The organism is Halostagnicola kamekurae (assembly GCF_900116205.1).
GTDB lineage: Archaea > Halobacteriota > Halobacteria > Halobacteriales > Natrialbaceae > Halostagnicola > Halostagnicola kamekurae.
The window spans coordinates 113663-139057 of record NZ_FOZS01000003.1; the positions used below are offsets into that span (position 1 = coordinate 113663).

28 protein-coding genes are annotated in these 25395 nt (G+C 61.9%); 18 read left to right on the top strand and 10 right to left on the bottom strand.

The features are described from left to right. Nucleotides 1-103 precede the first annotated feature (103 nt). The 3 genes from BM348_RS14455 (at nucleotide 104) to BM348_RS14465 (ending at nucleotide 2820) form a co-directional block, all read left to right on the top strand. Nucleotides 104-1336: an FAD-dependent monooxygenase gene (locus BM348_RS14455; protein ID WP_092905789.1), complete on the top strand. Its 1233-nt coding sequence runs from the start codon at nucleotides 104-106 to the stop codon at nucleotides 1334-1336. A 213-nt stretch (nucleotides 1337-1549) separates the two neighbouring features. After that, nucleotides 1550-2119 carry a twin-arginine translocation signal domain-containing protein gene (locus BM348_RS14460; protein WP_092905791.1) on the top strand — a complete coding sequence of 190 codons (570 nt, stop codon included), beginning with the start codon at nucleotides 1550-1552 and terminating at the stop codon, nucleotides 2117-2119. Nucleotides 2120-2238: 119 nt separating this feature from the next. Then, entirely contained in the window at nucleotides 2239-2820 is a 582-nt protein-coding gene (locus BM348_RS14465; RefSeq protein WP_092905793.1) for an LURP-one-related/scramblase family protein, read from the top strand. A 34-nt stretch (nucleotides 2821-2854) separates the two neighbouring features. Here the strand turns inward: BM348_RS14465 and BM348_RS14470 are convergent, their stop codons facing one another. The 3 genes from BM348_RS14470 to BM348_RS14480 all read right to left on the bottom strand — a co-directional run bounded on the left by BM348_RS14470 (nucleotide 2855) and on the right by BM348_RS14480 (nucleotide 4916). Beyond that, entirely contained in the window at nucleotides 2855-3247 is a 393-nt protein-coding gene (locus BM348_RS14470; RefSeq protein WP_092905795.1) for a DoxX family membrane protein, read from the bottom strand. Between the two features lie 119 nt (nucleotides 3248-3366). After that, the gene (locus BM348_RS14475) at nucleotides 3367-3690 is read right to left on the bottom strand and encodes a hypothetical protein (protein WP_092905797.1); all 324 of its coding nucleotides are present in this window, start codon (nucleotides 3688-3690) and stop codon (nucleotides 3367-3369) included. 104 nt (nucleotides 3691-3794) lie between these two features. Further along, complete coding sequence (locus BM348_RS14480; protein WP_092905799.1) at nucleotides 3795-4916, bottom strand: tyrosine-type recombinase/integrase; 1122 nt, start codon at nucleotides 4914-4916, stop codon at nucleotides 3795-3797. A gap of 552 nt (nucleotides 4917-5468) precedes the next feature. Between BM348_RS14480 and BM348_RS14485 the strand changes: the two genes are divergently transcribed. Further along, nucleotides 5469-6620 carry an ABC transporter substrate-binding protein gene (locus tag BM348_RS14485; protein ID WP_092905801.1) on the top strand — a complete coding sequence of 384 codons (1152 nt, stop codon included), beginning with the start codon at nucleotides 5469-5471 and terminating at the stop codon, nucleotides 6618-6620. A gap of 120 nt (nucleotides 6621-6740) precedes the next feature. Here the strand turns inward: BM348_RS14485 and BM348_RS14490 are convergent, their stop codons facing one another. Both BM348_RS14490 and BM348_RS14495 read right to left on the bottom strand, forming a co-directional pair. Next, complete coding sequence (locus tag BM348_RS14490) at nucleotides 6741-7274, bottom strand: TlpA family protein disulfide reductase (protein ID WP_245779471.1); 534 nt, start codon at nucleotides 7272-7274, stop codon at nucleotides 6741-6743. Beyond that, the gene (locus tag BM348_RS14495) at nucleotides 7271-8068 is read right to left on the bottom strand and encodes an SCO family protein (protein WP_175507200.1); all 798 of its coding nucleotides are present in this window, start codon (nucleotides 8066-8068) and stop codon (nucleotides 7271-7273) included. Before BM348_RS14495 ends, BM348_RS14490 begins: the two co-directional genes overlap by 4 nt. A gap of 306 nt (nucleotides 8069-8374) precedes the next feature. Here BM348_RS14495 and BM348_RS14500 point away from each other — a divergent pair, with 306 nt between their 5' ends. Then, nucleotides 8375-9805 (top strand): aryl-sulfate sulfotransferase, encoded by a 1431-nt coding sequence (locus BM348_RS14500; RefSeq protein ID WP_139231196.1) that lies wholly within the window; start codon nucleotides 8375-8377, stop codon nucleotides 9803-9805. Nucleotides 9806-9931: 126 nt separating this feature from the next. Here the strand turns inward: BM348_RS14500 and BM348_RS14505 are convergent, their stop codons facing one another. Beyond that, a complete protein-coding gene (locus tag BM348_RS14505; RefSeq protein WP_092905804.1) occupies nucleotides 9932-10456 on the bottom strand; it encodes a DedA family protein in 525 nt (174 codons plus the stop codon). A 187-nt stretch (nucleotides 10457-10643) separates the two neighbouring features. Here BM348_RS14505 and BM348_RS14510 point away from each other — a divergent pair, with 187 nt between their 5' ends. Then, nucleotides 10644-11168, top strand: coding sequence for a metal-dependent hydrolase (locus tag BM348_RS14510; RefSeq protein ID WP_092905806.1), 525 nt, complete (start codon nucleotides 10644-10646; stop codon nucleotides 11166-11168). Nucleotides 11169-11387: 219 nt separating this feature from the next. On the opposite strand, the gene BM348_RS14515 is transcribed toward BM348_RS14510, so the two are convergent. Next, nucleotides 11388-12407, bottom strand: coding sequence for a lysylphosphatidylglycerol synthase transmembrane domain-containing protein (locus BM348_RS14515; protein WP_092905808.1), 1020 nt, complete (start codon nucleotides 12405-12407; stop codon nucleotides 11388-11390). A 231-nt stretch (nucleotides 12408-12638) separates the two neighbouring features. Between BM348_RS14515 and BM348_RS14520 the strand changes: the two genes are divergently transcribed. The 5 genes from BM348_RS14520 to BM348_RS21425 all read left to right on the top strand — a co-directional run bounded on the left by BM348_RS14520 (nucleotide 12639) and on the right by BM348_RS21425 (nucleotide 17716). Beyond that, entirely contained in the window at nucleotides 12639-14207 is a 1569-nt protein-coding gene (locus tag BM348_RS14520) for a sulfatase (protein ID WP_092905810.1), read from the top strand. A 123-nt stretch (nucleotides 14208-14330) separates the two neighbouring features. Beyond that, nucleotides 14331-15191: a hypothetical protein gene (locus BM348_RS14525; RefSeq protein WP_092905811.1), complete on the top strand. Its 861-nt coding sequence runs from the start codon at nucleotides 14331-14333 to the stop codon at nucleotides 15189-15191. A gap of 79 nt (nucleotides 15192-15270) precedes the next feature. Continuing rightward, nucleotides 15271-16266, top strand: a complete 996-nt coding sequence (locus BM348_RS14530) for a glycosyltransferase family 4 protein (RefSeq protein WP_092905813.1) — start codon at nucleotides 15271-15273, stop codon at nucleotides 16264-16266. After that, entirely contained in the window at nucleotides 16267-17379 is a 1113-nt protein-coding gene (locus BM348_RS14535) for a glycosyltransferase (RefSeq protein WP_092905815.1), read from the top strand. Nucleotides 17380-17548: 169 nt separating this feature from the next. Beyond that, entirely contained in the window at nucleotides 17549-17716 is a 168-nt protein-coding gene (locus BM348_RS21425) for a hypothetical protein (RefSeq protein ID WP_175507201.1), read from the top strand. Between the two features lie 129 nt (nucleotides 17717-17845). Here BM348_RS21425 and BM348_RS14545 read toward each other — a convergent pair whose 3' ends face one another. Beyond that, the gene (locus BM348_RS14545) at nucleotides 17846-18691 is read right to left on the bottom strand and encodes a universal stress protein (protein ID WP_092905819.1); all 846 of its coding nucleotides are present in this window, start codon (nucleotides 18689-18691) and stop codon (nucleotides 17846-17848) included. A 174-nt stretch (nucleotides 18692-18865) separates the two neighbouring features. Here BM348_RS14545 and BM348_RS14550 point away from each other — a divergent pair, with 174 nt between their 5' ends. The 4 genes from BM348_RS14550 (at nucleotide 18866) to BM348_RS14565 (ending at nucleotide 22836) form a co-directional block, all read left to right on the top strand. Further along, the gene (locus tag BM348_RS14550) at nucleotides 18866-19789 is read left to right on the top strand and encodes an NAD-dependent epimerase/dehydratase family protein (protein WP_092905821.1); all 924 of its coding nucleotides are present in this window, start codon (nucleotides 18866-18868) and stop codon (nucleotides 19787-19789) included. A gap of 147 nt (nucleotides 19790-19936) precedes the next feature. Next, entirely contained in the window at nucleotides 19937-20713 is a 777-nt protein-coding gene (gene proC / locus BM348_RS14555; protein ID WP_092905823.1) for a pyrroline-5-carboxylate reductase, read from the top strand. Further along, nucleotides 20706-21539, top strand: a complete 834-nt coding sequence (proB, locus tag BM348_RS14560; RefSeq protein ID WP_092905825.1) for a glutamate 5-kinase — start codon at nucleotides 20706-20708, stop codon at nucleotides 21537-21539. Before proC ends, proB begins: the two co-directional genes overlap by 8 nt. After that, the gene (locus BM348_RS14565; protein ID WP_092905827.1) at nucleotides 21532-22836 is read left to right on the top strand and encodes a glutamate-5-semialdehyde dehydrogenase; all 1305 of its coding nucleotides are present in this window, start codon (nucleotides 21532-21534) and stop codon (nucleotides 22834-22836) included. The genes proB and BM348_RS14565 overlap by 8 nt, the downstream gene beginning before the upstream one ends. Before the next feature lie 41 nt (nucleotides 22837-22877). On the opposite strand, the gene BM348_RS14570 is transcribed toward BM348_RS14565, so the two are convergent. Continuing rightward, the gene (locus tag BM348_RS14570) at nucleotides 22878-23312 is read right to left on the bottom strand and encodes a winged helix-turn-helix domain-containing protein (RefSeq protein ID WP_092905829.1); all 435 of its coding nucleotides are present in this window, start codon (nucleotides 23310-23312) and stop codon (nucleotides 22878-22880) included. 145 nt (nucleotides 23313-23457) lie between these two features. Between BM348_RS14570 and BM348_RS14575 the strand changes: the two genes are divergently transcribed. Both BM348_RS14575 and BM348_RS14580 read left to right on the top strand, forming a co-directional pair. Further along, a complete protein-coding gene (locus BM348_RS14575) occupies nucleotides 23458-24123 on the top strand; it encodes a helix-turn-helix domain-containing protein (RefSeq protein WP_092905831.1) in 666 nt (221 codons plus the stop codon). Between the two features lie 145 nt (nucleotides 24124-24268). Then, nucleotides 24269-24418 (top strand): DUF7560 family zinc ribbon protein, encoded by a 150-nt coding sequence (locus BM348_RS14580; protein ID WP_092906390.1) that lies wholly within the window; start codon nucleotides 24269-24271, stop codon nucleotides 24416-24418. Nucleotides 24419-24436: 18 nt separating this feature from the next. Here BM348_RS14580 and BM348_RS14585 read toward each other — a convergent pair whose 3' ends face one another. Continuing rightward, a complete protein-coding gene (locus tag BM348_RS14585; protein ID WP_092906392.1) occupies nucleotides 24437-24889 on the bottom strand; it encodes a pyridoxamine 5'-phosphate oxidase family protein in 453 nt (150 codons plus the stop codon). 151 nt (nucleotides 24890-25040) lie between these two features. Here BM348_RS14585 and BM348_RS14590 point away from each other — a divergent pair, with 151 nt between their 5' ends. After that, nucleotides 25041-25373 carry a cupin domain-containing protein gene (locus BM348_RS14590; RefSeq protein ID WP_092905833.1) on the top strand — a complete coding sequence of 111 codons (333 nt, stop codon included), beginning with the start codon at nucleotides 25041-25043 and terminating at the stop codon, nucleotides 25371-25373. The last annotated feature ends 22 nt before the right edge of the window (nucleotides 25374-25395 follow it).

The window sequence follows — 25395 nt, forward strand, 5'->3', positions numbered from 1 at the left end:
GATTGTTTCGAGAGACGGAGCCACTATGCAAAACGAGCGTCGGAACTAAATCCGGCTACCGTAAACACTATGGCCCATTTGAGATTACATAGTAATACGAACCATGGGCAACAACGAGAACGACAAGCCGGTGCTGATCGCGGGGGCCGGACCGGTCGGCATGAGCGCCGCGCTCGCGCTGCACGCACGAGGTATCGAGACGGCCATTCTCGAGGCCGAATCGGCGGACCGGGACCGAGACGGGAGCCGCGCAATCTACGTCCACGGATCCACCCTTCGAACGCTCGAGCGCGTCCACCCCGGACTCGGGACCGATCTGGTCGATGAAGGACTCGTCTGGCCGACTCGGCGGACCCTCTATCGCGGCGACGAAGTCTTCAATCGCACCTACGACTCGCCCGGCGGCAGCGGCGACATCCCGCACTTCACGAGCGTTCCGCAGGTCGTCACCGAGGCCTACATGCACGACGCCCTCGAGGAGATCGGTGTCGAGATCCACTGGGATTCGGCGGTCGAAACCGTCGAGACGTCGTCCGACGGCGTTCGTATCGAGACGGCCGACGGCAGCGAGTGGCAGACCGAGTACCTGATCGGTGCCGACGGCGGCGGCTCGACCGTTCGCAAGGAAATCGGCGCGAACTTCGAGGGCGACCAGTCCGAAAACGCCTTCCTCATTGCCGATATCGAAGAGGAAGGCGGCCACGACGAGGCCGAACTCGAGCGACTGTTCCACTACGACGCACCCGAAACCGACGGCCGAAACGTCTTGCTGGTGCCGTTTTCCGGCGGCTGGCGACTCGATATCCAGTGTCTCGGAGACGACGACCCCGAAGAGCTCAAAAGCGACGAGCGGATGCAGGAGTTCATCCGCGACGTCATGGGCGAGGAGTACGTCGACAACCTCCAGTGGGTCTCGACGTACTACTTCCTCCAAGTGATGGCCGACACCTTCGTCGACGACCACCGTCGCGTGTTGCTGGCCGGCGAAGCCGCCCACCTGCTCGCGCCGTTCGGTGCGCGGGGCATGAACTCCGGCGTCGCCGACGCCGACGAAGCCGCCTCGGCCATTGCCGTCGCCCTCGGCGCCCAGACGGAGGCCGTCGCTCGCGACGAAATCGAACTCTACGCGGCACGACGCGAGAAAGCCGCCGAATTCAATCTCAACGCAGCCGGCCAGGCCCTCGAATATCTCCAGGGCGAAGATCCAGTCACCGTGTTGCGCAAAGAAGCGGCCGCCTCGCTCGCGGATCACTTCGAATCCGCGGGCGAGTGGCTCGACGACGCCCCCTACGGCCCCCACGGCTCGCCGCCGATCGTCTCGACCGGCAACTACTGATCCCGAACTACCGGGGCGAACTCGTCCGCTCGAGGATTCAACGGGCTGCGATAGGCGGACAGTACGCGAAAGACGCTGCCCGTTCCAAACACCGACATCAGCGTACCGAGAGAAAGCGCCTCCAGTATCTGCAGCTATTTTCATGTAGTGCGAAAACACAGAGACGGCGATGGGAAGTTTTATGCGCAATTGCTTTCCCGGTTTAGAGGCACGATGGTAAATCGTCGAACCTTTCTCACGTTCACAGGCGCCAGTGCGACGGCTGGACTCGCCGGTTGCTCCGGACTCGACTCCATGACCCAGCAGGGGGAGAACGGAGCGAGCGGACCGGTTACGATTCAGATCCAGCCCGACCAGGAAGAGTACGCGACGCTCCAAGAGGAATTGCAGTCCGAAATGGAAGCGGGCGAAATATCAGAGAGCGAGGCCCGGGAAGAACTCGAGACGCGGCAGGCCGAACTGACCGAACGAGCGGTGTCGAACTTCGAGGGAACGGCCTCGAATCACGAGTCGGTTTCGGTCGAAGACGCCGACGCCGAGTACGGTATCCTCCGGGTCACTGCGCCGCCGGAGACGCTCATCGAGCAACTCCAGAGCGGAACGCTCGGCGGGATCTTGCCTGAAGCGTACTACGACCAATACTTAGAGCAACAGAAGCGACGCGAGCAACAACAGCGGCTCCAGGAACAGATCGCAGAACAACAGGAAAGCGCCAACGAAACGAACGAGTCCGCCGACTCGACGAACGAATCGACCGACTCGGCGAACGAATCGGCCGAATAATCGGACGCCGTCGCGGCGTGAGGAAGGGTGCTGTGGACTATTCTCGAGTTTTCTCCGAGGGGGTCGTCGGCAACCGCATTTCAGATAGTTTTAGTAACCGGTGATAGCTACGTACTGACATGGCCCCCGCACAGCAGTACGACATCAGCGGAATCGAACTCACCGACGACCGCTACTCGGTCGAACAGAACCTCATCCGGAACAAGTACAAAGCGTTCGACGACGGTGGGAACACCGTTCTCCGGGGGAAACAGAAGATGTTCAAGCTGAAAGAGGAGTTCCCCTTCGTCGACGGTCAGGGGAACGACGTCTTCACCGTCAAAGCGGCCGGTATCATCGACGTCGCGGGCGATTACCTCCTCTCGGACACACAGACCGACGAGGACATCGTTATCCTCGACAACGACTTCTCGATCTTTCAGGACACGTGGACGATCCGGGATGCAGACACCGGAACCGAGCTCGCGACGATCGATTCCCGCGGTGCTGCGATAACGCTCGCCCGTAACATGCTCCCGTTCGGAAACTGGATTCCGCACAAATACGAGATTACCGACAGCGACGGCGGACACGTCGGCTCCATCGAGGGCCACGTTTCGTTCCGCGACAAGTACGATATCACCATCGACGACGCGAGTTCGGTACCGAAAGAACCCATCGTCGCCGCTGCGATGGTTATCGACGCGATTCAAGAACAATAGTTCGGCAACTCGCTCGAGCGAAGGTGAAGCGTCGTTAGTCGCGGTTCGCGCGAGCGAAGAACGCAATCGCGGCGCCGAGCAGCGTGACGTTCTGGAGGAACGAGGTGAGCTCTTCCCCGCGTGACTCCTCGTCGACCGCCCAGAAGTCGTGCATGAGCGGCGTGACGCCGACGAAGAACGCGGCGACGCTGCTCGCCGAAAGTCGCGGCAGTTTCCAGAGTCCGATGCCGAGACCGCCACCGAGGAGGAGCCCGCTCGAGGCCGGAACGAGCGTCTCCGCGTTCGGCACGCCTTTCGCATCCGCGTAGGCGATACGCCCGTCCAGATTGGTCAGGTTACGGATAGCCAGTACTACGAGTCCGCTCGCAAAGAGGAGACGACCGAACCGCGACGGCGGTCGTTCGTCCGACGTCTCTGTTTCAGACATCATCGAGATACAACGGCTCGACGGAGTTAATTGGCACTTTTTCCGACGGGCATGCCGCTACTTCGGACGGCTGTCCCACTCACGAGCGACGGGGACCCGTCGGCGAGCGCGATCCGCGCCTAGGCCAGATCGAGTCGTTTCGCGACCCAGTGATCTCGGCCGGCCATCACGAACTCGTCGCCGTCCGCGAAGTCGGTCGTCTCGGCCACGAACTCGTCCCACTCGCCGTAACCGACGGTCTCGAGGGCGTCGGCGCTGTCGGCGTCGCTGGGACTTGCGGCGACGAGGTCGTCGAACGTATCGAACTGAGTCCGAGCGGCGACGAACGCGTCGTCGAAGACCTCGGCGAGCGGGATCGATTCGTCCGTGTCGTACACCTCATCCGCTGCGGGAAGATCGTCGCGTTTCGCTGCGGCGTCTTCGAGACCGATTTCGAGTACCATATATCCTCGTTAGCGTGCGATAATGTAAATCCACCTCATTCAGTCAGCCGAAACCCGAACTACACCGTCTTTCGTAATCTCTCTTCAATCTCTGTCGAACGATGTCATTCCATAACGTCGTCGATCCGTTCCGCGACGTCTTCCGGCTGGATATCGCTGTACGCCTCATGGGTCGTCTCGATGGACTTGTGTCGCAGCGCCGACTGTGCGAGTTCCGAATTGCCGCTCGCGTAGAGTTCGTGACCCAAGCCTCGGCGACCGCCGTGAGGTTTGAGGTACTCGCCGTCGATCTCGAGATTGGCGGTCTCACAGAGTCGCTGCATCAGATTTCGCGCCCCGTTTTTCGAGATCGACGGCGGCGGAACCTCGAACTCGCGCAGGGCCTCGTCGATCGTCCGATCGGACAGGATCGCGTCGGCGCGATCCGACGAGAACTCGACTTCGAGCGCGCGCCGTTTCGAGGGGTAATGGCCCGTCGGGAACACGGGCCAGTCCTCGGTCGGCGGCTCGAGGACGGTTCGGTGGCGTTCGAGTGCATCTTTCGCGCGCGTGGGGAGTCCGACGCGTTCGTACTGACGGGACTTTCCGAGCACCGTCACCCGCCCGCGGTCGTCGTTCAGTTCGACGTCCTCCCAGGTGAGTCCGTCGCGGCGGTCGTCGTGTGGATCCGCGAACGCCTCGGCCCCGCGAAGCCCCGCGAGGGCGAGCAACGTCACGAGCGCGCGATCTCGGTAGGCCCGCTCGAGGTCGATATCGTCCTCGTCGTAGGCCCGGTCGACGCGCGAGTGGACGAACGAAAGTAGCGCCTCTCGCGTGTCTTCGTCCCAGAACTGGCGGTCGCGCTTACCGGTGTCCTCCGGTAAGAACTCCCGCGCGGCGTCCGTCGCCGCGGGGTTCGTCTCGAGCAGTTGGTCCCGAACGCAAAACGAGAGGAACGCCCGGGTGTACATGTAGTAGTTGTGTGCGGTCGACGCGGCGATCTCGTCCTGGGCGGTTCGGGTTCGAAGTTCCATCCCCCAGTCGCGACAGCACGCGATGTCGATCTCCTCGACGCGTTCGATGCCGTTGTCGGCGAGATAGGACCGAAACGACTGCTCGCCGGTCCGAAGAACCCACTCGAGCGTGTTCCGAGAGCCGCCCGCAGAGAGGCTGGTGAGATACCGCTCGAGGGCGTCGTCGACGGGCGTTTCTCCCGTGGAACCGCCGGTTCCGGTTGCAGGAGCCATTCGTATGCGGGGGAGGGCGGCCACCCACCTAAATCTACTGCACTAAACTGTTCTTTAGTCCAGTGCAAGGAATTAGAGCTGCATCGTCGTTTTTTCGGCACTTCAGAGCTTCGAACGGTGTAATTGCGAATTCATAAATCATATAATGCGATAGCAAATAGCCGCCGAACGGTAGAGTGAACGGTGTGACTACGGGGGAGTTCGAGCGATGTACCGTGGGATTTCGCGGGAATACGGAAATGAGCTGCATGCAATCGATTCCGAAATCAGAACGGGACCCGTCCGACGCCGAGCTATCTCGATCGGACAGCGCGATTCTACCGTCTCGACTCTTAGATGCCTACTGAGGGCGGCGTTCGATCGAGATACGACGCGTCGAGAACCGCTCGCTCGCGGGGGTGGTCCGTTGCTTCTCGATCGGCTCGACTGATAGACGATCCTAAACTCCGGCACAAAACTCGTCGGCGATCAGACTCATCAATAGTTGAGTTACAGAACTTTTGGCCAGCCTAAACCGTAGCGGTTATATTGTTTTAGGGTAGCCTAATCCATATGTCGAAAGACGATACGACACCCGTAAAACCGACGCGTCGTGACTACATGCGATATGGAGGAACGGTCGCTACCGGAGGACTACTCGCCGGTTGTATTAGCGACGAGGAAGGACCCGGAACGGAGTCGAACGGTACCGAAACCTACACGGTGTCGATGGAACCGGTCGGTGACGTCTCATTCGAAGGGGTCCCGGAACGGTGGGTGGCGTACGACGGCGGCTACTGTGACATGGCGGTCGCGCTGGGGCAGGCCGACGGACTGGTCGGCGTCGGGGGCGCAGACCGCTACTATACGTACGTCTACGACGAACTACCGGGCGTCGAGATCGACGAGAACACCATCGAGACGAACTCGGACGTACAGAAGAGAGAACAGTTCTACGAACTCGGGGCGGACATTCACCTGTACGATCCGGAGATGCTCATCCACTGGTTCGACTGGGATCAGAGCGACGTCGACGAAATCGCCCGACACGTCGCGCCGTTCTACGGGAATCTGATCTTCCGCAGATCGGACGACTGGCACGATTACGAGTACTATACGCTGTATGAAGCCTTCGAGAAGGTCGCAGCGGCGTTCCAGCAAACCGATCGATTCGAAGCGTTCAAACGACTCCACGACGAGTTCATCGATTCGATCACGTCTCGGCTTCCACCCGCAGAAGATCGACCCGACGTGTTCCTTACGTTCGAAGGCACCGACGAACCCGAGACGTTCTCGCCGTACCGTCTCGAGGACAAGGGAACCAGTAAGAAACAGTGGCGCGACCTGAAGGCGAACGACGCCCTCGAGGGCACGGATATCGACAATCTCAGTACGACGAATCGCGGCGAGCTAGATTACGAAAACCTCCTCCATATCGATCCGGACGTCATCCTCGTTCGGGGCCACGAACGAAAGTCCCCCGCGGAATTCCGCGAGACGGTGCTCGCATACATGAAAGACCATCCCGTCGGGAGTGAACTCACCGCCGTCGAGAACGGTCGCGTCTATCGCGGCGGTTACCTCCACCAGGGACCGATCCACAATCTGTTCTTGACTGAAAGGGGCGCAAAGCAACTCTATCCCGACGAGTTCGGCGACGTAACCGACGACAGAGAACTCTTCGACCGACAGCGGGTCGCGGACATCGTGAACGGGGACAGCTAACCGCGTCTGAACGGACGGAAACGGTTTCGTTTTTCTCGCCGACCATCGGATCGACGGGAAAGAGGGCTTCTGCTGGCAACCTATCGTACGAGAAGGGGTCGAGCAAATCGACTTCCGTAGTCAGGACTCGCTATGTGCCGCGTCTATCCGCTCGATGAGCGTCTCGGGTGATTTCCGACCCGCTCCCGACCACGCGACGTCGTTGCGTTCGTCGAGAACGACCGCCGTCGGAATTTCGACGATTTCGAGGGCGTCAGTGAGTTCGTAGTCGGCGTCCAATCCGACCGTCCAGTTTCCGTCGTGTTCGCTCCACCACTGGACGACGTCCTCTCGAGTGGTCGTCTGGCCGATAGGCTCGTTCGTGACCGAAACGAACTGCACGTCGTCGTCGACCGTCGACTGGACTCGAGAGAGCGGTTCCATCATGGACTCGCAGACCCCACACCAGGTCGCGAAGAACTCGATGAACGTCGTGGTTCCGCGTTTCGGGGCGGTTATAGTCCCGGCGTCGCTCCCCGGGGCATCGAGGGTCTCGATGGAAACGGAAGCCACTCCGGTTTGGCCGCCCATGAAACTGCGATCGCTGACGAGCAGGCCGGCACCGCCGACGAGACCGAGACTGCCCGCCCCAACGAGGAGGTCGCGTCGCCTCACAAGAACCCTCCGTCGCCTCCCTCGCGGACGGTTTCGAGGTCGTCGATAATCGTGCTCACCCCCGGCATGGTTTGGCTACTATAGGCTCGTTCGACGTAGCCGTCTTTGTTGGCGAGGATGATGAGCGTCACGTGGGTAAACATGTCTTGCATCTCCCCATCACCGGACTGACTCGACTGGGTGTCCGTCGACTGGTTCGTCTGCTCGTCCGTGGATTGATTCGACCCGTGCCCTTCCGTCCCTTCTGTGTACGTCTCCGTCTTTTCGAACCCGATTCCGAACGTGTCGTTGACGACCTCCTGTGCCGCCTCGTGGGACTCGGGGCGAAGGAACTGCCAGTTCTCGGCGTCCGGATCCGCACCGCGCTCCGCCGAAAAGGTGCGCAGTTGTTCGGCGGTATCATAGGCTGGATCGAACGTCACCGGCATGAACATGACCTCCGACTCGTAGCCGTTCTCCGCCGCGTCGGCCTGAACGTGTGCGAGCCTCGACGCGAGACGGGGACACGGACCGTGACACCGGGTGAAGACGAACGTCATCATGACGTGTCGGTCGCCCTCGAACTCGGTCGTGGTCACCTCGCGGTCGTGAAGCGGAGAGGGGACCGTCACTTCCGGCAACTCCTGTCCGTAGGCTGGGTAGGCGTAGTTTTCGCTCTCGCCTGGCCTGTCGGGCGGTCCGAGTACGGTGTCGGGACTGCCAGCTTCGGCACCCAAAATGCCACCGTTTAGACAACCAGCGGCGAGGGCGGCCCCTGTCGCACTAACGGAGGCTAGATACGTGCGTCGTCTCATAGTCGGATGGAGGGAGAGAACGCCCATAAGGTGACTGGTTCACTGCTCGAACGCTGAATTTCTAATCGTACGCAGAACTTCGACGGTCGCTGCTCCCGCGCGGGCCAGTTGTCCGAATCCGAACGTTGTACTGACTTTGCCTTCAGTGACTCACAGCTGAACAATCGTCGAAACGAATCCCCGCCTCGAGCATCTGATCGGCGTCGATCGAATCGATGGTCCGGAGCAAAACACTAATATCGTGCTTGAAGAACGAGGGACAATGGAGTCCCAAACGGTGTGCCGTCATCCGGTGGTGACCGTTTCGTGACAGAGTCGTCGCCCACGTCCCCGGCCGACGTTCGCTCGATTGTCTCGCGCAACCGCGTCCGAATCGTGTTTGTGGCCCTGATATTGCTCTCCGCCGGCGTCGTCGTCAACGGCGCGACCGAAGACGGAATCTCGACGGCGTCACAATCCGCGGTTCCCGAAGCGCCCGCGACCGAGAATCACACGGTCGTCACCGAGTCCGGCCGCGCGGGAACGATTACCGTCTACTCGCCCGATGGCGAGGTCGAGTACTACAACAACTCGAGGACGAAGTACTTCGACGTGGATCCAATCGAGGGCGAGCCGATGACGATCGAGTACACGGCGACCGATACGATCCACTCGGAAGGGCCGACCTGTGGCGAGCCGCCGTGTGCGCGAAACGTCATCGAGCGCCTCGACTTGACCGAGGAAGACCCCACGCCCGAAGTGATCTACAAGCGCTACGATTACAAAGAGAGCGCCGGCGAGTGGCACGATTCGACGCGGATCAACGAGACCCACGTCGCCATCGCGGACATCGTCGCCGATCAGGTCTTCATCGTGAACACGGAGACGGAGGTCGTCGAATGGCTCTGGGATGCTCAGAGTGACTACCCGATCGACGAGGGCGGATCGTATCCGGGAGACTGGGCTCACATCAACGACGTCGAATACATCGACGAGGGACAACACGAGGGACGTTTGATGGTCAGCCTTCGTAACCAGGACCAGGTAGTCTTCCTCGATCGAGATGAGGGGCTCGTCGAGGACTGGACGCTCGGTGAGGAGGACAATTACGATATTCAGTACGAACAGCACAACCCGGATTACATTCCCGAATCACAGGGAGGTCCCGCGGTCATCGTCGCTGACTCAGAAAACGGGCGTATTCAGGAGTTCCAGCGCGAAGACGGCGAGTGGAATCGGAGCTGGGAGTGGCAAGACGATCGGATCCAGTGGCCCAGAGACGCCGACAGACTCCCCAACGGGAACACGCTGATCGCAGACAGCCACGGCAACCGCGTCTTCGAAGTGAACGAGTCAGGAGATATCGTCTGGGAAGTCCCGTCGACGCTCCCCTACGAAGCTGAACGCCTCGAGACGGGCGCAGAAAGCGAAGGGGGCCAGAGCGCGGCCGAACTCGGCCTCGAGTCCCGAACGGAAGAAGACGAGGGAGGGGGCGGCGGTGGCGACTCGGGCGGTGGCGGTTTGAGCATCGACTTCAACCCGATCGAGTACCTCGGAAACGTCCTCGAGAGCGTGCTCCCACACCGTATTTACAACGGGATGCTGTACGCCTCGCCGATCTGGATGGGGTCGACTGAATTCGCCGCGATCGGACTGGGTCTCCTGACCGGAATGATCTGGGTCGGAACGGAGATCAGGTGGCAACTTCGGGACGCCGGCGTCCGATTCCGAGTCCCCGTCTATCGACGAGACGAGTGATCCCAACTGCCTTTTTTACACCTCTCTAACGCGCGGAGACTCGAAAGACGTCCGACGACTACTCGGAACCCCGAAACCGGTTTCGGGGTTCAGGAAGGGATATCGATGGATCGGCAGACGGTTCATTTAAAAGGTCAACAGGTAGCCACCCAGCAGGTAGAGACCGGCGAGGATCGACTGAAAGAAGAGTGATCCGAGTGATGAGAGGACGGCGAACGTTCGGCCGTCCATCTCCGAGAGGCCGGCAGGAACGGTGAGCAGTCCCCTGACGACCAGCATCGTGTTACTGACGACGACGGCGATCCTGCCCCAGCGATCGAACCAGTGGTCGAAGCGCTCGAGTCGCGACTCCGTCAACGGAAACCATCGCTTCTGAATGACGTACTCCCGTCCGGCGCGACGGGCGAGGCGGAACAACAGGAACTGTCCGATCGTCGTGCCGACGACCGCGAGAGCGACGATCGCGATCGTCTCCGGGATCGACGACCCGATCAGCGCAAGCGCGGACGGGACGACGAGTTCACTCGGCATGAATCGCAGCATCATCGCGCCCTCGAGGATACAGATGGCGAACAAGACTGCGAACGCGAACTCCGACGCGAAAAGCGACTCGAGCCAGTTCGGCAACCCCTCGAGTTGCAGCGGGACCATACCCCCCTCCTATTCCGTCCCGGATGTAAGCGTTATTGGTCGCTAAGATGTCACTTTCAGCACGGCACACGGGGGAGTGAGGCGATGGAATCCGAGGTGGATGCGGCCCTCGGTCGGTGCGATGGATCGTCCTCGAGAATCAATGAATCCCAAACGTTGTTGGGGGGACCGCCTGAATGCTACGTCAATGGACGCGATGCGAATCGTGTTTCTCGCGAGCGCGTTCGCCACCCACGCGGTCGTCGGCTACGCTCTCGTCAACGCGTTCACCGATGCCGATCCGCGGCTCGGCATCGTACTGGGGCTCCTCCCTGACGCGGACTTCCTATTTCCCGCGGCGTGGGGGTGGCCGCTGGTCCACCGCGGACTCACACACACGCCGCTGTTCGCGGCCGTCGTCGTCGCCGTTGCGTACGGGATCCGGCGAGATCGGACCGTCGCGACCGCTGTCGGACTGGGGATCGGGTCGCACCTCGCGATCGACTCCCTGTCGGCGAAGGGGATCGACTGGCTGTATCCGTTCGCGGCGAGCGCGGGACCGGGGGTATCGGTTCACGGACCGGTGGCGACGGCACTACTCTGGGCGGCATCGATCTGCGTCATCGAGTGGCGGACGGAGGGGTTCCTCGGTGGGTCGATACCGGACGACCGATCGGCTCATCGGAGCGACGGCCCCGACCCGTCCGATCGGCAGACCGAGAAAAGCGAGTAGCGCAGTCGATCCGAGCAGCACGAACGCTCATTGACCCGGCCGTTCGAAGTCGAGCCAGAGTCATGACGTGAGACACACCACGACGCATGCAAACAGTCCCAGGAGGAGACCGAACCAGATCGTGTGCATCGAGGATGGATCCGCGTCAGGGGTCGATCGATATGCGAACGCGTTGCCGGTCCGACGACGAGCGACAGTCGTCCAGTCCCCGCCCGGGAGTCACTCGAGCGCTTTGACGCCGAACGCGGAGACCGATATACCGCCGATCAGGACCGGCATCCAGTAGACCGCTCCGCGGAAGATGAGCACGGCCGCGGTGATAACCGACGCCGCGATGCCGGTGGTCGGGACGAGTAGCGTGACGAACGCGGCCTCGATACCGCCGAGTCCGCCGGGAAGCGGGGCGGCACCCGCGAGGTTCGCGAGCGGGATGACGAACAGCAGCACGTACGGCGAGACCGGTTCGCCAAGCGCCGCGAACGCGGCCGTGAGCGCCGCCGTCTGGAAGAGCCAGCCGGTCAGCGAGAGACCGATGACGGCCGAAAGACGCCAGCGGTCCGTCGAGACGCGCTCGATGTTCTCGAAGAAGCGGCCCATCCGATCGGTCAGGTCAGCCTCGAGCGTCTCGCTTTCGAAGCGAGCGATCCCGAGCCGACCGAGACGGGGAGCGATAGCGGCCGGAAGGCGGTCGATGATCGCGTGTCGATACTTCCAGATGAGGATCATGACAAGGACGACTGCGGCGATCAGTACGACCGCCGAGCCGACGGCCGTTCCGAGGCGCTCGCCGATCGCCGCGGTCGTCGCGTAGTAGCCGACGCCGACGAGAATCAACGAGATCGAGGGAACGACGTTGAGCACGTCGACGCTGGCGATTCCGGCTAGCCCCGTCTCGTAGCGCGTGTCGGAGATCTTCGAGATGAGCAGCGCCGCGACTGGTTCCCCGCCTGCCTGACCGAACGGCGTGACGTTGTTGGCGAAGACGGCACCTGCGTAGACGAAAAACGCTTTGACAACCGGCAACTCGACGTCAAGAGAGATCAAAACAGTCCGAAGCATGAGGCTCCACGCGGCCAGCCAGCACAGCGCGAAGGCGAACGTCGTGACGATGAGCGAGGGTTTCGCCGAGAGCAGCGTGGCGATAACCTCACGCGTGCCGACGGCGAAGAATAACACGGCAAAGACGGCGAGTGCGCCAAAGGCGCCGACGATAAGTCTTCGCCGGTTTTTCTCGTCCATAACCAACGTGGTTCGTCAGTCGACTTGAAACGTCTGATTATCGACGGCAACTGGCCTGTTGGAACTCGACAGCGAAACCGGTCGCGAAAGAGCGGCATCCGTTCGGAAAGTTTCACGGCCGGTCGAAGGGCTGACGGACGAGACACGCAGCCGACTGCTCACGGTTACCGCAAGTACACCCGTCAAGGGCAAGTAGCACGCTCATCTGGCCGGATAAGGTCACCACACGTAATGGTCGGTTCTCAACGCTCGAACGTTCTCTTCGTCGTTCTGGATACGGTTCGAAAGGATCGCCTCGGCCCGTACGGCTACGAACGGGGAACGACACCAGAACTCGAGGAGTTCGCGCGGGAAGCGACCGTCTTCGATTCGGCGATTTCGCCCGCACCGTGGACCTTGCCGGTCCACGCCTCCCTGTTTACCGGGCGCTACCCAAGCCAGCACGGGGCCGACCAGGAGAGTCCGTACCTCGACGACACGCCGACGCTCGCGGCGATTCTCGCCGCGAGCGGCTACGACACCGCCTGTTACTCTTCGAACGCGTGGATCACGCCCTACACCGGCCTCACCGACGGGTTCGAACACCAGGACTCGTTCTTCGAAGTCCTTCCCGGCGACGTCCTCTCGGGGCCGCTAGCGAGCGCGTGGCAGTCCGTCAACGACAACGAGCACCTGCGCGAACTGGCATCGAAACTCGTCCACCTCGGTGCGATGGCACACGCCAAACTCGCCAGCAGCGAAGGGTCGGATTCGAAGACCCCGGCGGTCATCGACCGCACCAGATCGTTCATCGACGAGAGCGAGAGTGAGGAGGGCTGGTTCGCGTTCGTCAATCTGATGGACGCCCACCTCCCGTACTATCCGCCCGAGGAGTACCGCGAGGAGTTCGCTCCCGGCGTCGACCCCGACGACGTCTGTCAAAATTCGAAGGAGTACAACTCCGGCGCTCGAGCCATCGACGACGAGGAGTGGGCGGACATCCGCTCGCTCTACGACGCCGAGATCACACACATGGACGCCGAACTCGGCCGGCTGTTCGCATGGCTTCGCGAGAGCGGTCAGTGGGAGGAAACGACCGTTATCGTGGCGGCAGACCACGGCGAACTCCACGGCGAACACGGCCTCTACGGTCACGAGTTCGCCCTCTACGACGAACTCATCAACGTGCCGCTGCTGGTCAAACACCCCGAACTCGAGGCAGACCGGCGCGAGGACCTCGTCGAACTGCTCGACTGTTATCACACGGTCCTCAACGCGCTCGGCGTCGATCCGACGGCCGTCGCGGGAGCTATCGACGGCGACGTTCGCAAGTTCGACTCGACGCGATCGCTGCTCTCGAGCGGGTATCGGGCGTTCGAGGACGCATCGAAACCGGACATTGGCCAACAGACCGTCCTCGCTCTCGAGGACGACTACGCGTTCGTCGAGTACGCACAGCCAGTGATCGAACTCCACCACCTCGAGGAAAAAGCGAGCGAGGGTGGTATCGAACTCACTGAGAATCACCGCGCGTACTCGCGGCTGCGCGCCGCACGCAGCGTCGACGCGAAATACGTTCGAGCCGACTTGATCCCCGACGAGGGATACAGACTCGACAGAGACCCGAGCGAGGGGACGACGGTCGATCCGGACGAGGACGAGCGGGTCGAGGCGAGCGAGCGAGCGCTCGCACGGTTCGAGCGGGCTGCCGGTGGCGCGTGGGACGATCCGTCCGAAGCCGATCTCGACGACGCCGACGCCCTCGCCGACGCCGATGACGAAACCCGCGATCGGCTCCGCGAACTGGGATATCTCGAGTAAGCGAGAATCGAAATCGACCGCCTTCGGCCCCCATCCAGTGAAATACGGCGGATATGTATGTTTCATTGACTATTCACGGACCAATAAGATTACGTAGGCTGACTCGCAACTGCCTCGCAAGCGATGGAGGACCAACAATTCCTCGAGTCTGATTGGGATTACTGTGTCGTGCTGGACGCGTGTCGATACGACGTGTTCAGCGACATCTATGAGGACTATCTCGAGGGAACGCTCGAAAAACGCTGGAGTACGGGATCGTCGACGCCGGAGTGGGCGTACCGAACGTTCGAAGGCGAATACGATATCGCGTACTTTTCGGGAAACCCCTTCATCAACGATCTGGGGATTCCGCTGAACGAACTCAAGTGGGGGGCGAGTTGCGACTACGAGTGGTCGGCCACGGACCACATCAGCGATGTCTTCGACGTCTGGAAAAGCGGCTGGGACGACGACCTCGGCACGGTCCCACCCGAAAGTCTCGCGGAGGCGTTCCACGAGAATTCGGCGGCCGTCGAGCGGGCCGACCGGACCGTCCTTCACTACATGCAGCCCCACGCGCCATATCTCTCTCGGGGCAAGGGACAGAAGCTCAAGCAGATTCAGAAAGGGATTCGACGCCAGGAGGAAGCCGAGAACACGCCGGAGGGCGATTCGGGGGCGCTCTCCTCGCTGGGCGACAGTATCCGACCCAAAGTCGAGAGTCGACTCGAGGACAGCGAACTCGCCCAGAAAGCGGGACTCTGGCTCGAACTCGATCCAGCGGAATTGGTCCGAAACGGCACGCGAGACGCGGCGCTTGAACTGTACGAGGAGAACCTTCGGATCGCCCTCGAGTCCGTTTCCGAACTGATTCCGGAACTCGATGGGAAAGTCATCGTCACCGCAGACCACGGCGAAGCGTTCGGCGAGGAAGGCGTCTGGGAACACCACATCGAAACGCACATTCCGCCGCTCATGGAGGTACCGTGGCTCGAAGTCCAGTGAATCGCGACCGACCGACCGTCGCCGAAAGCGGGTCGATTCGGTCGTCTCGCCGATATCGGAAGAAGACAATAAGATCGACATGAAAATAAACCACTACTTCGAGTTCGAAGATCACGTCACCGGCGGAATCCGCGAGTCAGTCGCCCACCAGCGCAAGATCCTGGATCGACTCGATCTCCGGTACTCGACCGAACCCGACTTAAACACCGACGCCTTCCACTGCAACCTGATGGGACCGCGATCGGTCTGGTACGCGAGACGAGCGCGATCACGGGGCGTTCCGGTCGTCGCACACACGCACGTCACGGCCGAGGACTTCGGGGACAGTTTCAGATTTACCAACGCGCTCGCCAAACCGTTGAAGCCGTACCTCGAGTGGGCCTACGGGCTGGCCGACGCGCTGGTCTGTCCCTCCGAGTACAATCGGAACGTGATCGAGGAGTACACGGACACGCCGACGCGGGTCATCTCGAACGGTGTGGACCAGCAGAAACTCGATGGGTTCGAATCGCTCAGGTCGAAGTACCTCGAGCGATACGACCTCGAACCGCCGGTCGTCTTTCTCGTCGGCCACGTCATCAAACGGAAGGGCCTCGAGACGTTCGTCGAGTTGGCTCGCCGAATGCCCGAACTGGACTTCGCGTGGTTCGGGCCGCTCGATCTCTCGCTGAAAGGTCGGGAAACGACACGGTTAATCGAGGAATCGCCAGATAACTGTACGTTCACCGACTACATCGACGACATTCGAGGGGCGTACGCAGCCGGTGACATCTTCTGTTTCCCGACCCACGAGGAAAACGAGGGGATTGCTCTGCTCGAGGCGATGACCGCCGGGAAGCCGGTGCTCGTTCGCGACATCGAGACGTTCTCCTGGCTCGAGGACGGGACGGACTGTCTGAAGGTCTCGCCGTCGGCCGACGAATCCGGCGTCGAGGCGTTCGTCGACGCGCTCGAACAGCTTACGGACCCGGAACGCAGAGAGCGGCTCGGATCGAACGCGGCCGACAGGAGCGAGCAGTTCTCGCTCGAATCGGTCGCGAGTCAGTACCGGTCGCTCTACGAGGAGGTGGTCTGAATGAAGATCGGATTCTTTACGGACAGCTATTTCCCCGAGATAGACGGCGTAACGTACACGATACAGCTCTGGCGCGAGAAACTCGAGGAGATGGGACACGAGGTCTTCGTCGTCTATCCGGACGGCGACTACGAGCCCGACGACCGCGAGATTCCGGTTCGGTCGCTGCCGAACCCCTTTTATGCCGGCTATCGAATCCCGCTTTTCAGGCGACCGTCGACGCTCCCGGATTTCGACATCGTCCACTGTCACGGTCCCGCACCGGTCGGGATGCTCGGCCGGTACTACGCTCGCAAACACGAGATCCCGACGATCTACACCCACCACACGCCGATCGAGGAGTACTTCCACCAGAACGTTCGGTTCGAGTCGATCGCGGAGGCGCTCTCGAAGTGTTACGTTCCCCTGGAGAACTCTTTCCTCGAGAGCTTCGAGATCGTGACCGCCTCGACGGCCAGAATCGAACGCGACGTCAATCACGTCCAGCTTCCGGTTGGCATCGACATGGAGTTCTTCCAGCCGACGGACGAGAACTGGTACGCCGACACCGACAGTCCGGTGATCGGGTACAGCGGCCGGCTCAGTATGGAGAAAAACGTCGACGACATCCTTCGGGTCGCAGAGAAACTCCCCGATTACGAGTTCGTCATCGTCGGAGAGGGACCCTACCGAGACAGTCTCGAGGCGAACGCGCCCGAGAACGTCGAGCTTCGGGAGTTCCTCCCTCGCGACGAGTTGCCCGTCTTTTACTCCTCGATCGACGCGTTCGTGACGGCCTCTACCGCAGATACCCTCGGGCTCTCGACCCTCGAGGCGAACGCCTGCGGCACGCCGGTCATCGCCGCGGACGTCCCGCCGTTCGATCAGACGATCGGTCCCGACAACGGCGACCGCTTCGAGTACGGCGACACGACGGAGATGGCCGAGGCGGTCGAGAGCTGTCTCGAGACGGACCGGGACACCAGATCTGCCGTCGAGCGATACGACGTCCGTCGCACGCTCGAGCACCTCGATCACCTGTATCGGAGCATGCGGATGTCGGCGGACGAGACGCCGACACCGGCCGACGAGCGGTGGGGATTCTCGGAGGACTCACCCGGATCGCTCGACTAACCGACGGACGGACGAACTGCCGGTACTTGACTCGAGACACGGTTTTCGATCGATTTTCTCACTCTACTGGGCGAGCGCTGTCACACTCCGCAGCGACTCCCAAGGCTCGTGAATTCAATCGGTGGGTGTAGAAATGTACTTATCACTAGGTATCATAGAGTACGAGTATATGTCCGCAGACAACGGTTCGGAGCGGGACATGGGCGGAGGAATTGCGATTGGACTCGGACTCGGCGTAGCTATCGGTGTCACGATGGATGAGTTAGCGATGGGGATCGCCCTCGGGCTCGTATTCGGCCTCGCTTTCGATTCGATCTGGGCTCAAAGAACGGAGTGATATCCCCCGCCACATACGGCGATTCTCTCCCGCAGAAAGAGAGTGTCTACCGACTGAGTTGTAACGGTGCCACCGAGTGCTGCCGTGTGACTGGACGCTGTCGGTGAGTGGAATCGCTTTCAGACGGGTTCAATTGAGCGTCAGGACGGGAACCGAGGCAGTGCGGAGGACTCGTTCCGTGATGCTCCCGAGGAGATGCTGGTCAACGCCTTGCCGTCCGTGCGTTCCCATGACGATGAGATCCGCCCCCTCGGTGTCCGCGTAGCCGCTGATCTCTCGAGCGACCGACCCCGATTCGACGGCGGTCACGACGTCTTCGACGCCCTCCGATCGCGCCGTCGAAGCGGCTTCGTCAAGCAGTTCCTCAGCCTTCGCTCGGCGCTCGTCGTCGTCGCCCACGCCGAGCATCGACTCCTCGAGGACGGTCAGAAGCGAAAGCGTCGCGTCCGTCTGGGTTGCGACCGCCGCGGCGTGTTTCAGCGCCGTCGTCGCGTGGTCGCTGCCATCGGTCGGAACGAGGACGGTTTCGTAGGGATAGGTGGCCCGCGAATCGTCGGTCCCACAGATCGTCAAAACGGGCATCGGCGCCGTGTTGGCCACGTGTGCCGCGACGCTACCGAGGACGTAGCGCTCGAGACCGCCGCGGCCGTGGGTTCCCATCACGACGAGGTCGGCGCCGATGCTCGACCCGTACCGGACGATCACGTCGCGGGGATTGCCCTGCACGAGTTTCGACCTGACGGTGACGTCGTACGCGTCTGCTCGATCGCGCGCGTCCGCGAGGACCTCTTCGCCCGTTTCCTCGAGCACGTCGACGACTTCGGTCCCGAGTCGCGTCTGACTAGGTTCGTTCGTGTCCGCGACGTACAGGAGCGAGACGGTCGCGTTCCGATCGGCGGCGATCTCGAGGGCGTGATCGAGCGCGACCGACGAGGGGTCGCTCTCGTCGACGGGAACGAGAATGTGATCGTACATGGGTACGGTCGCATACGTTTCGGATATACTTACAAGTACTTCCGGATTCCCGTCGGTTCGCCGCCCAAACCGCCTTCGAAGTGACCGACCGACTCGCCTCTCGAGTTCGACCGCCGTCGGCCCACTGGTTCGGAATCCGGTATTCATATATAAACGACGGCGAAACCGCCACGCATGCAGAACGCTCGCGTGCTCGTAACGGGCGCGACGGGATTCATCGGATCGAATCTCGCGAACTCGCTCGCCGAGGACAACGAGGTCGTCGCACTCGACAACGGCTATCTCGGCACGCCCGAGAACCTCACGGAGGCCGTGACCTACGTCGAGGCAGACGTCCGTGACGAAGAGTTGCCGACAGACGTGGACGTCGTGTTTCACCTCGCGGCGCTCTCGAGTCGACAGATGCTCGAGGAAAATCCGCGCGAGGGAGCCGAAGTGAACATCGAGGGATTCGTCAACGTCGTCGAACAGGCGATGGCGGACGGCTGTCGAACGATCGTCTACGCGTCGACCTCGTCGATCTATGGAAGTCGACAGTCGCCGACGCCCGAAGCCACCGACATCGAAGCCTCGACGGGCTACGACGCGTCGATGCTCGGACGGGAGCGGTACGCGGAGTACTACAACAACTTCTACGACGAACTGACGCTCGCGGGAATGCGATTCTTCTCGGTCTATCAGGGCTTCGGCGGCGCCGAAGCGCACAAGGGAACCTACGCGAACACGGTCTCGCAGTTCACCGACGACATCGCAAACGGCGATTCGCCCGTGCTGTGGGGTGACGGCACGCAAACGCGGGATTTCACGCACATCGACGACATCGTTCGCGGCCTCGAGACGGCCGCCGACCACGAACTTGCGGGCGCGTACAACCTCGGGACCGGCGAGCCCTACTCGTTCAACGAAACGGTCGACCTGATCAACGAGGCTCTCGGGACGGACGTCGAACCCGTCTACGAACCGGTTCCCCTCGAGAACTACATCTACCACACCTGCGCCGACATCTCGAAGATTCGGGACGAAACCGGCTGGGAGCCCCGAATCGACTTCGAAGAGGGGGTCGAGCGCGTCTGCGAATCGTACCGCTCGGCGGACTGAACGAATACGAACTGAGCGCGCTATCGGACGACCGAGAAGGGCCTCGTTCTCGAGCGATCGACGTGCGGACGACGCCGGCCGATAGTCTCCTCGAGGCGATGCAAATCAAAGTTGCTATGGTCCCCACACCCCGAAGGGAGAGATAGAATGGTACACGTCAGCGTCATCGGGTGCGGGAACATGGGTTCGGCCCTCGTTCGGGGCCTCGCTCGGAACGGAACTCACACGGTCACTGCCTGTGACGTCGACCCGCAGGCTCTCGAAGCGGTCTCGGAACTGTGTTCGAACACGACGACGGACCTCGAGACGGCGGCCGAGGCCGACATCGTCTTCAGCGTCGTCAAACCGGATATCACGGCGTCGATCGTCGAGGATCTAGATCTCTCCGCGGAACAGACGCTCGTCTCGATCGCGGCCGGCGTCTCGACGGACGTCCTCGAGGCGCGGACGGACGCGACGGTCGTCCGACTGATGCCGAACCTCGCGGCGGAGTCCGGGAACATGGCCGGTGCGATCTCCGGGGAGACGATCGACGACGACGTCGTCGCCGTACTCGAGGAGGTCGGCATCGTCGTCGAGATCGACGAGGACCAGATGGATATCGCGACGGCGGTCAACGGGAGTGGCCCTGCGTTCGTGTTTTATCTCCTGAACGCGGTCAAGCAGGCCGGCGTATCCAGCGGCCTCGATCCCGAAAAGGCCGAAGTTCTGGCCGCACAGACGTTCAAAGGCGCCGCAGAGACCGTCCTGCGCGACGACCGAAGCACGGACGAACTCATCGAGGCGGTCTGCTCGCCGAAGGGCACGACGATCGAGGGGATGAACGTGCTCCGAGAGAGCACCGTCGAAGAGACGGTCGAGGCGGCGGTGATCGCGGCCGAAGAACGATCTAGGGAGCTCGCAGAGGAAGTGTCCAATGAGTAATACGACGGAACTCGGCGACGTCGAAACCGCGAGACGGCTCGCTGCAGATGCCGATCGCGCGGTCGTGAAGGCGGGGACGAACTCGCTGACCGACGACCAGTCAAATCTCGACGACGACAAGCTCGACAAGCTCGTCGACGACGTACAGGACCTGCGCTCGAGCGGGACCGACGTACTGCTCGTCTCGTCCGGGGCGGTCGGTGCGGGGAAGGGACGGGTCGGCTACGAAAGCGAGACCGTCGAGCAGTCGCAGGCGCTTTCGACCGTCGGCCAGTCGCACCTGATGCATCGGTACACGGAGAGCTTCGACCGGTACGACCAGAAGGTCGCCCAGATCCTCATCACCCAGAGCGACCTCGACAACCCGGATCGGTTCACCAACTTCACGAACACGATCGAGACGCTCCTCGAGTGGGGCATCGTCCCGATCATCAACGAGAACGACGCCGTCACGACCGAAGAGATCCGGATCGGCGACAACGACATGCTCTCGTCGTCGATCGCGATCGGGTCCGAAGCCGATCTGCTGGTGACGCTGACCGACGTCGGCGGCGTCTACCGGGAGAACCCGAAGGACAACCCCGACGCGGAACGGATCGAGGCGGTCGGGCACAACTACGGGGAGGTCCAGGATCTGATCGACAGCAGTTCGACTGCGTCCTTCGGCGGGATACAAACGAAAGTCGCTGGCGCTCGCTCGGTGAGCGAGCACGGAATCCCCGCCATAATCGCCAGGTCGACCGAGGACGGGGTTCTCGAAAAAATCGATGCTGGCAAACCCGTGGGCACCGTGTTCATCCCCACGAACGGTGACACCGATGACTGAGAAATCCCCCGAAACGAAGGTTGCGGAGGCACAGACCGCGGCCCTCGAGCTCGCGAAGCTGTCCGACGAGCGACGGTCGGCGGCGATCGTCTCGATCGCCGACGCGATCGAGGACCGAAGCGACGAGATCCTGGCGGCCAACGAGACGGATGTCCGCGAGGCCGAGGCGCTCCTCGAGGACGGCGAGTACACGCAGGCGCTGGTCGATCGCCTGAAGCTCTCGCCGTCGAAACTCGAGAGCATCGCGGAAATGGTCCGGAGCGTCGCCGAGCAGGACGATCCGCTCGGTGCGACACAGACGGCCAGACGCCTCGACGAGGGGCTCGAACTGTACAAACGCACCGTGCCGATCGGCGTGATCGGCTCGATCTTCGAGTCGCGACCCGACGCGCTCGTCCAGATCGCCGCGCTCAGCCTCAAATCCGGAAACTCGGTGATCCTCAAAGGCGGGAGCGAAGCGAGCGAGTCGAACCGGATCCTCTTCGAGATCATTCGGGAGGCGACCGCCGACGTGCCGACCGGCTGGGCGCAGCTCATCGAGGCGCGCGCCGACGTCGACGCCTTACTCGAGATGGACGACTCGATCGACCTGCTGATGCCCCGCGGGAGTTCGGGGTTCGTCAGCTACATTCAGGACAACACGAGCATCCCCGTCCTCGGTCACACGGAAGGGATCTGTCACGTCTACGTCGACGAGGACGCCGACCAATCGATGGCGGTGGATATCGCTTACGACGCCAAGGTGCAGTACCCGGCGGTCTGTAACGCGGTCGAGACGCTGCTGGTCCACGAGGCCGTTGCCGAATCGTTCCTTCCCGAGATGGCCGACCGATACGCCGAGGCCGGTGTCGAGTTGCGCGGCGACGACCGCGCCCGCGAGATCGTCGACATGGCGCCTGCGACGGACGACGACTGGGCGAGCGAGTACGGCGACCTGATCCTGTCGATCAAAGTCGTCGACTCGCTCGAGTCGGCGCTCGCACACATCACGACCTACGGCTCGAAGCACACGGAGTCGATCGTCACCGACGATTCGGATCGTGCAGACGAGTTCATGCGGAGTCTCGACTCGGCGAGCGTGTTCCACAACGCCTCGACCCGGTTCGCCGACGGCTACCGGTTCGGGCTCGGCGCCGAAGTGGGCATCAGCACCGGTAAGATCCACGCCAGAGGACCAGTCGGTCTCGAGGGGCTGACGACCTACCAGTACTACCTCGAGGGCGACGGCCACCGCGTCGCGACCTACGCCGGCGAGGACGCCAAACCGTTCCTCCACGAAGAAATCGAAGACAATTAATCCGCGAGCGAAGCGACGCGGTCTGATTTTCGTCGTCCGGTTCAGTCGTCGGCAACGGCGAACAGACCGTCCGAATCGACCTCGAGACCGTCGTTCGCGGCGGCTGCCGACTCGGAAGCGGTTTCGGTATCGGGCTCGAGCGGCGTCATCTCGACGACGAGACCCCCGGTATCGATCGATGCCGAGACGGCGTCGACGCGGCGACGGTACTCCGTCGCGTGCTTGCTCGAGGTGTTGATTCGAACGCGCTCTTCGAGCAGGTCGACGGCCGCGAGCGCCTCGACTTTTCGGTACGCCGTCGAACTCGGAATGTCACACCTATCAGACAGTTCAGTGGCGGTGAGCGATTCCTCGCGCGTTGCCTCGAGGATGGCCCGACAGTCGGGATCGGTGAGCGCCTCGAGGACGGTCTGTGCGTCTTCGGAGTCCTCGAGAACGGTCGACCGCCGCCGGGTCTGAGAGAAGGTCGTGCTCATTGTCTTAGATACTACTATCACCGCCGCCGACACCAATTGAATCCCCACAAATACAGGGTGGTTTATGAGGGGGCGAGTGACTCGGCTGTGACGGACACCGACGCCAGCGCAGAATTTAGGAGGCAAGCCCCCACAGTAGGAGACAATGCCCTCGGGGATTCGAGCGGAGGTGAAACTCATCGATCCGGACGGCTGTGTCGTAACCCAGGCCGCGACAGCGGCGAGCGGGACCGTCCAGTCCGTCTCGAAGAGCGTGAACCCGGACCGACCCGAACGCGTCTCCGAGGAGTTCGTGCTACAGGCTGGAGAGTACCCCGACGAATTCGAGACCGACGTCGAGCTCTCGTCGGTCTTTTCGTACGGCTCGAGCGAGGTGTACCGGTTCGATCGAGAACTCGGCCGGGGCTGTCCCTGCGAACGTATCGAACGCCACGATTCGCCCGTCATCGACGTTCACGCAGACGAATCCGCGTTGTTCCTTACCTTTCACGCGCCGGACATGGAGGGGCTACAGGCGATTATCGGCGATTTGCGTCGTCGATACTCGAACCTCGACGTCCAGCGACTCTTGCAGTCACAGCAAGACCGCGCAGAACAGCAACTCGTCTTCGTCGATCGAAGCACGCTGACGGACCGGCAACTGGAGGTGTTGGAGACGGCCCACGGGATGGGCTACTTCGAGCATCCGAAACGAGCTAACGCCAGCGAAGTCGCGGACGAACTCGGAATTTCCGGAACGACGTTCAGCGAACACCTCTCGGCCGCCCAGACGAAACTACTCGATGCGATCCTCGAGTACGAATCGGGGTGATCGACGATGCGCGCCGGCCGCGCTCGAGTGACTCGATCAAGAAAGCTTCGGGAACTACTGGCGGTCGGCAGCGAACCGCAATCCTATATGCAATGGACACACAGGAGTGTACAACGACGAACAAGTCACAGGTTCGACCACCCTCATGAGTAGATACGAATTTACCTGTCCGGACTGCGAGCAAGCGATCGAGGTCAACGAGTCGATGCGCGAGGCCACGTTGGCCCACGGCTGTCCGGTCTGTAGCGCCGACGTCTCGGCCACGGATTTCGTTCAGAAACAACAGACGAACTGACGGCCGATCGCCGTTGCGTTAGGCCGATCGGTCGATATCCGTCCGACGGCCGTTGAGCGAGTCAGGCTCGAGCCGGTAGAGTTCGATGTCGAGGTCTTGTTTTCCGCGCGCCCAGATTTCGAACAGCGGGCGCTTCGCACTGCCGTACTGGGCGATCTGTTCCGGCGTCAGTTCCGACGGCGGGAGCGACTCGAGGACGCCGGTCGCGACGACGCTCCGATAGGTCTCGCCCTGTTCGTCGTAGACGACGAGTCGAGCCGACGGCGACGACTCGAGGAACTGTCGTTTCTCGCTTTCCGGCGTCGAGACGAGCCGCAGGTAGATCACTCGCTCGTCGGCGTCGTACCCGTAGGAAATGGGAATTGCGTAGGGTTCGTCCTCGCGCGCGAGCGAGAGTACCCCCGTTTCGTGCGCGGCGAGGAAGGCGTCGATCGCCTCGTCGGTCATCGCAGTCTCCTGATCGATAGCCATCGTTTCGGTGACTCGAGCAAGGGCGAACACGCTCTTTATAGTTGCCATCGCGCCGAGGGCCGAACGAGCGTTCGTACCCGGCCCGTAACGGGAGTCGACCGAACCGGTTCGGACCAAACGTCATCCGTCGTCGTTCCCAATTGCGTGCCGAATGACCGATTCCACGACTCGGAGCCCATCGTCGACCGAACGCGTCTCGCTCGAGACGCTCGAGGGAGAGCCACACGCGCGAGTCTTTGAGGGAGAGCCGAAAACGGTTCGGCTAACGCTGGCTGAAGGCCAACAGGTTCCGGCGCACGCCCATCCCGGTCGGCAGGTCGTGTTCCACGTACTCGAGGGGCGAATGACCGTCACGGTCGGCGAAGACCGCCACGAACTGCGCGCGGGCGAACTGCTCAGGTTCGACGGCGAGCGCGAGGTTTCGCCGAAAGCTCTCGAGCGAAGCGTTGCAATCGTGGTACTCGCCCAGAACGCGACCGAGTAGGCTCGAGCGCGGTTTGTGATCC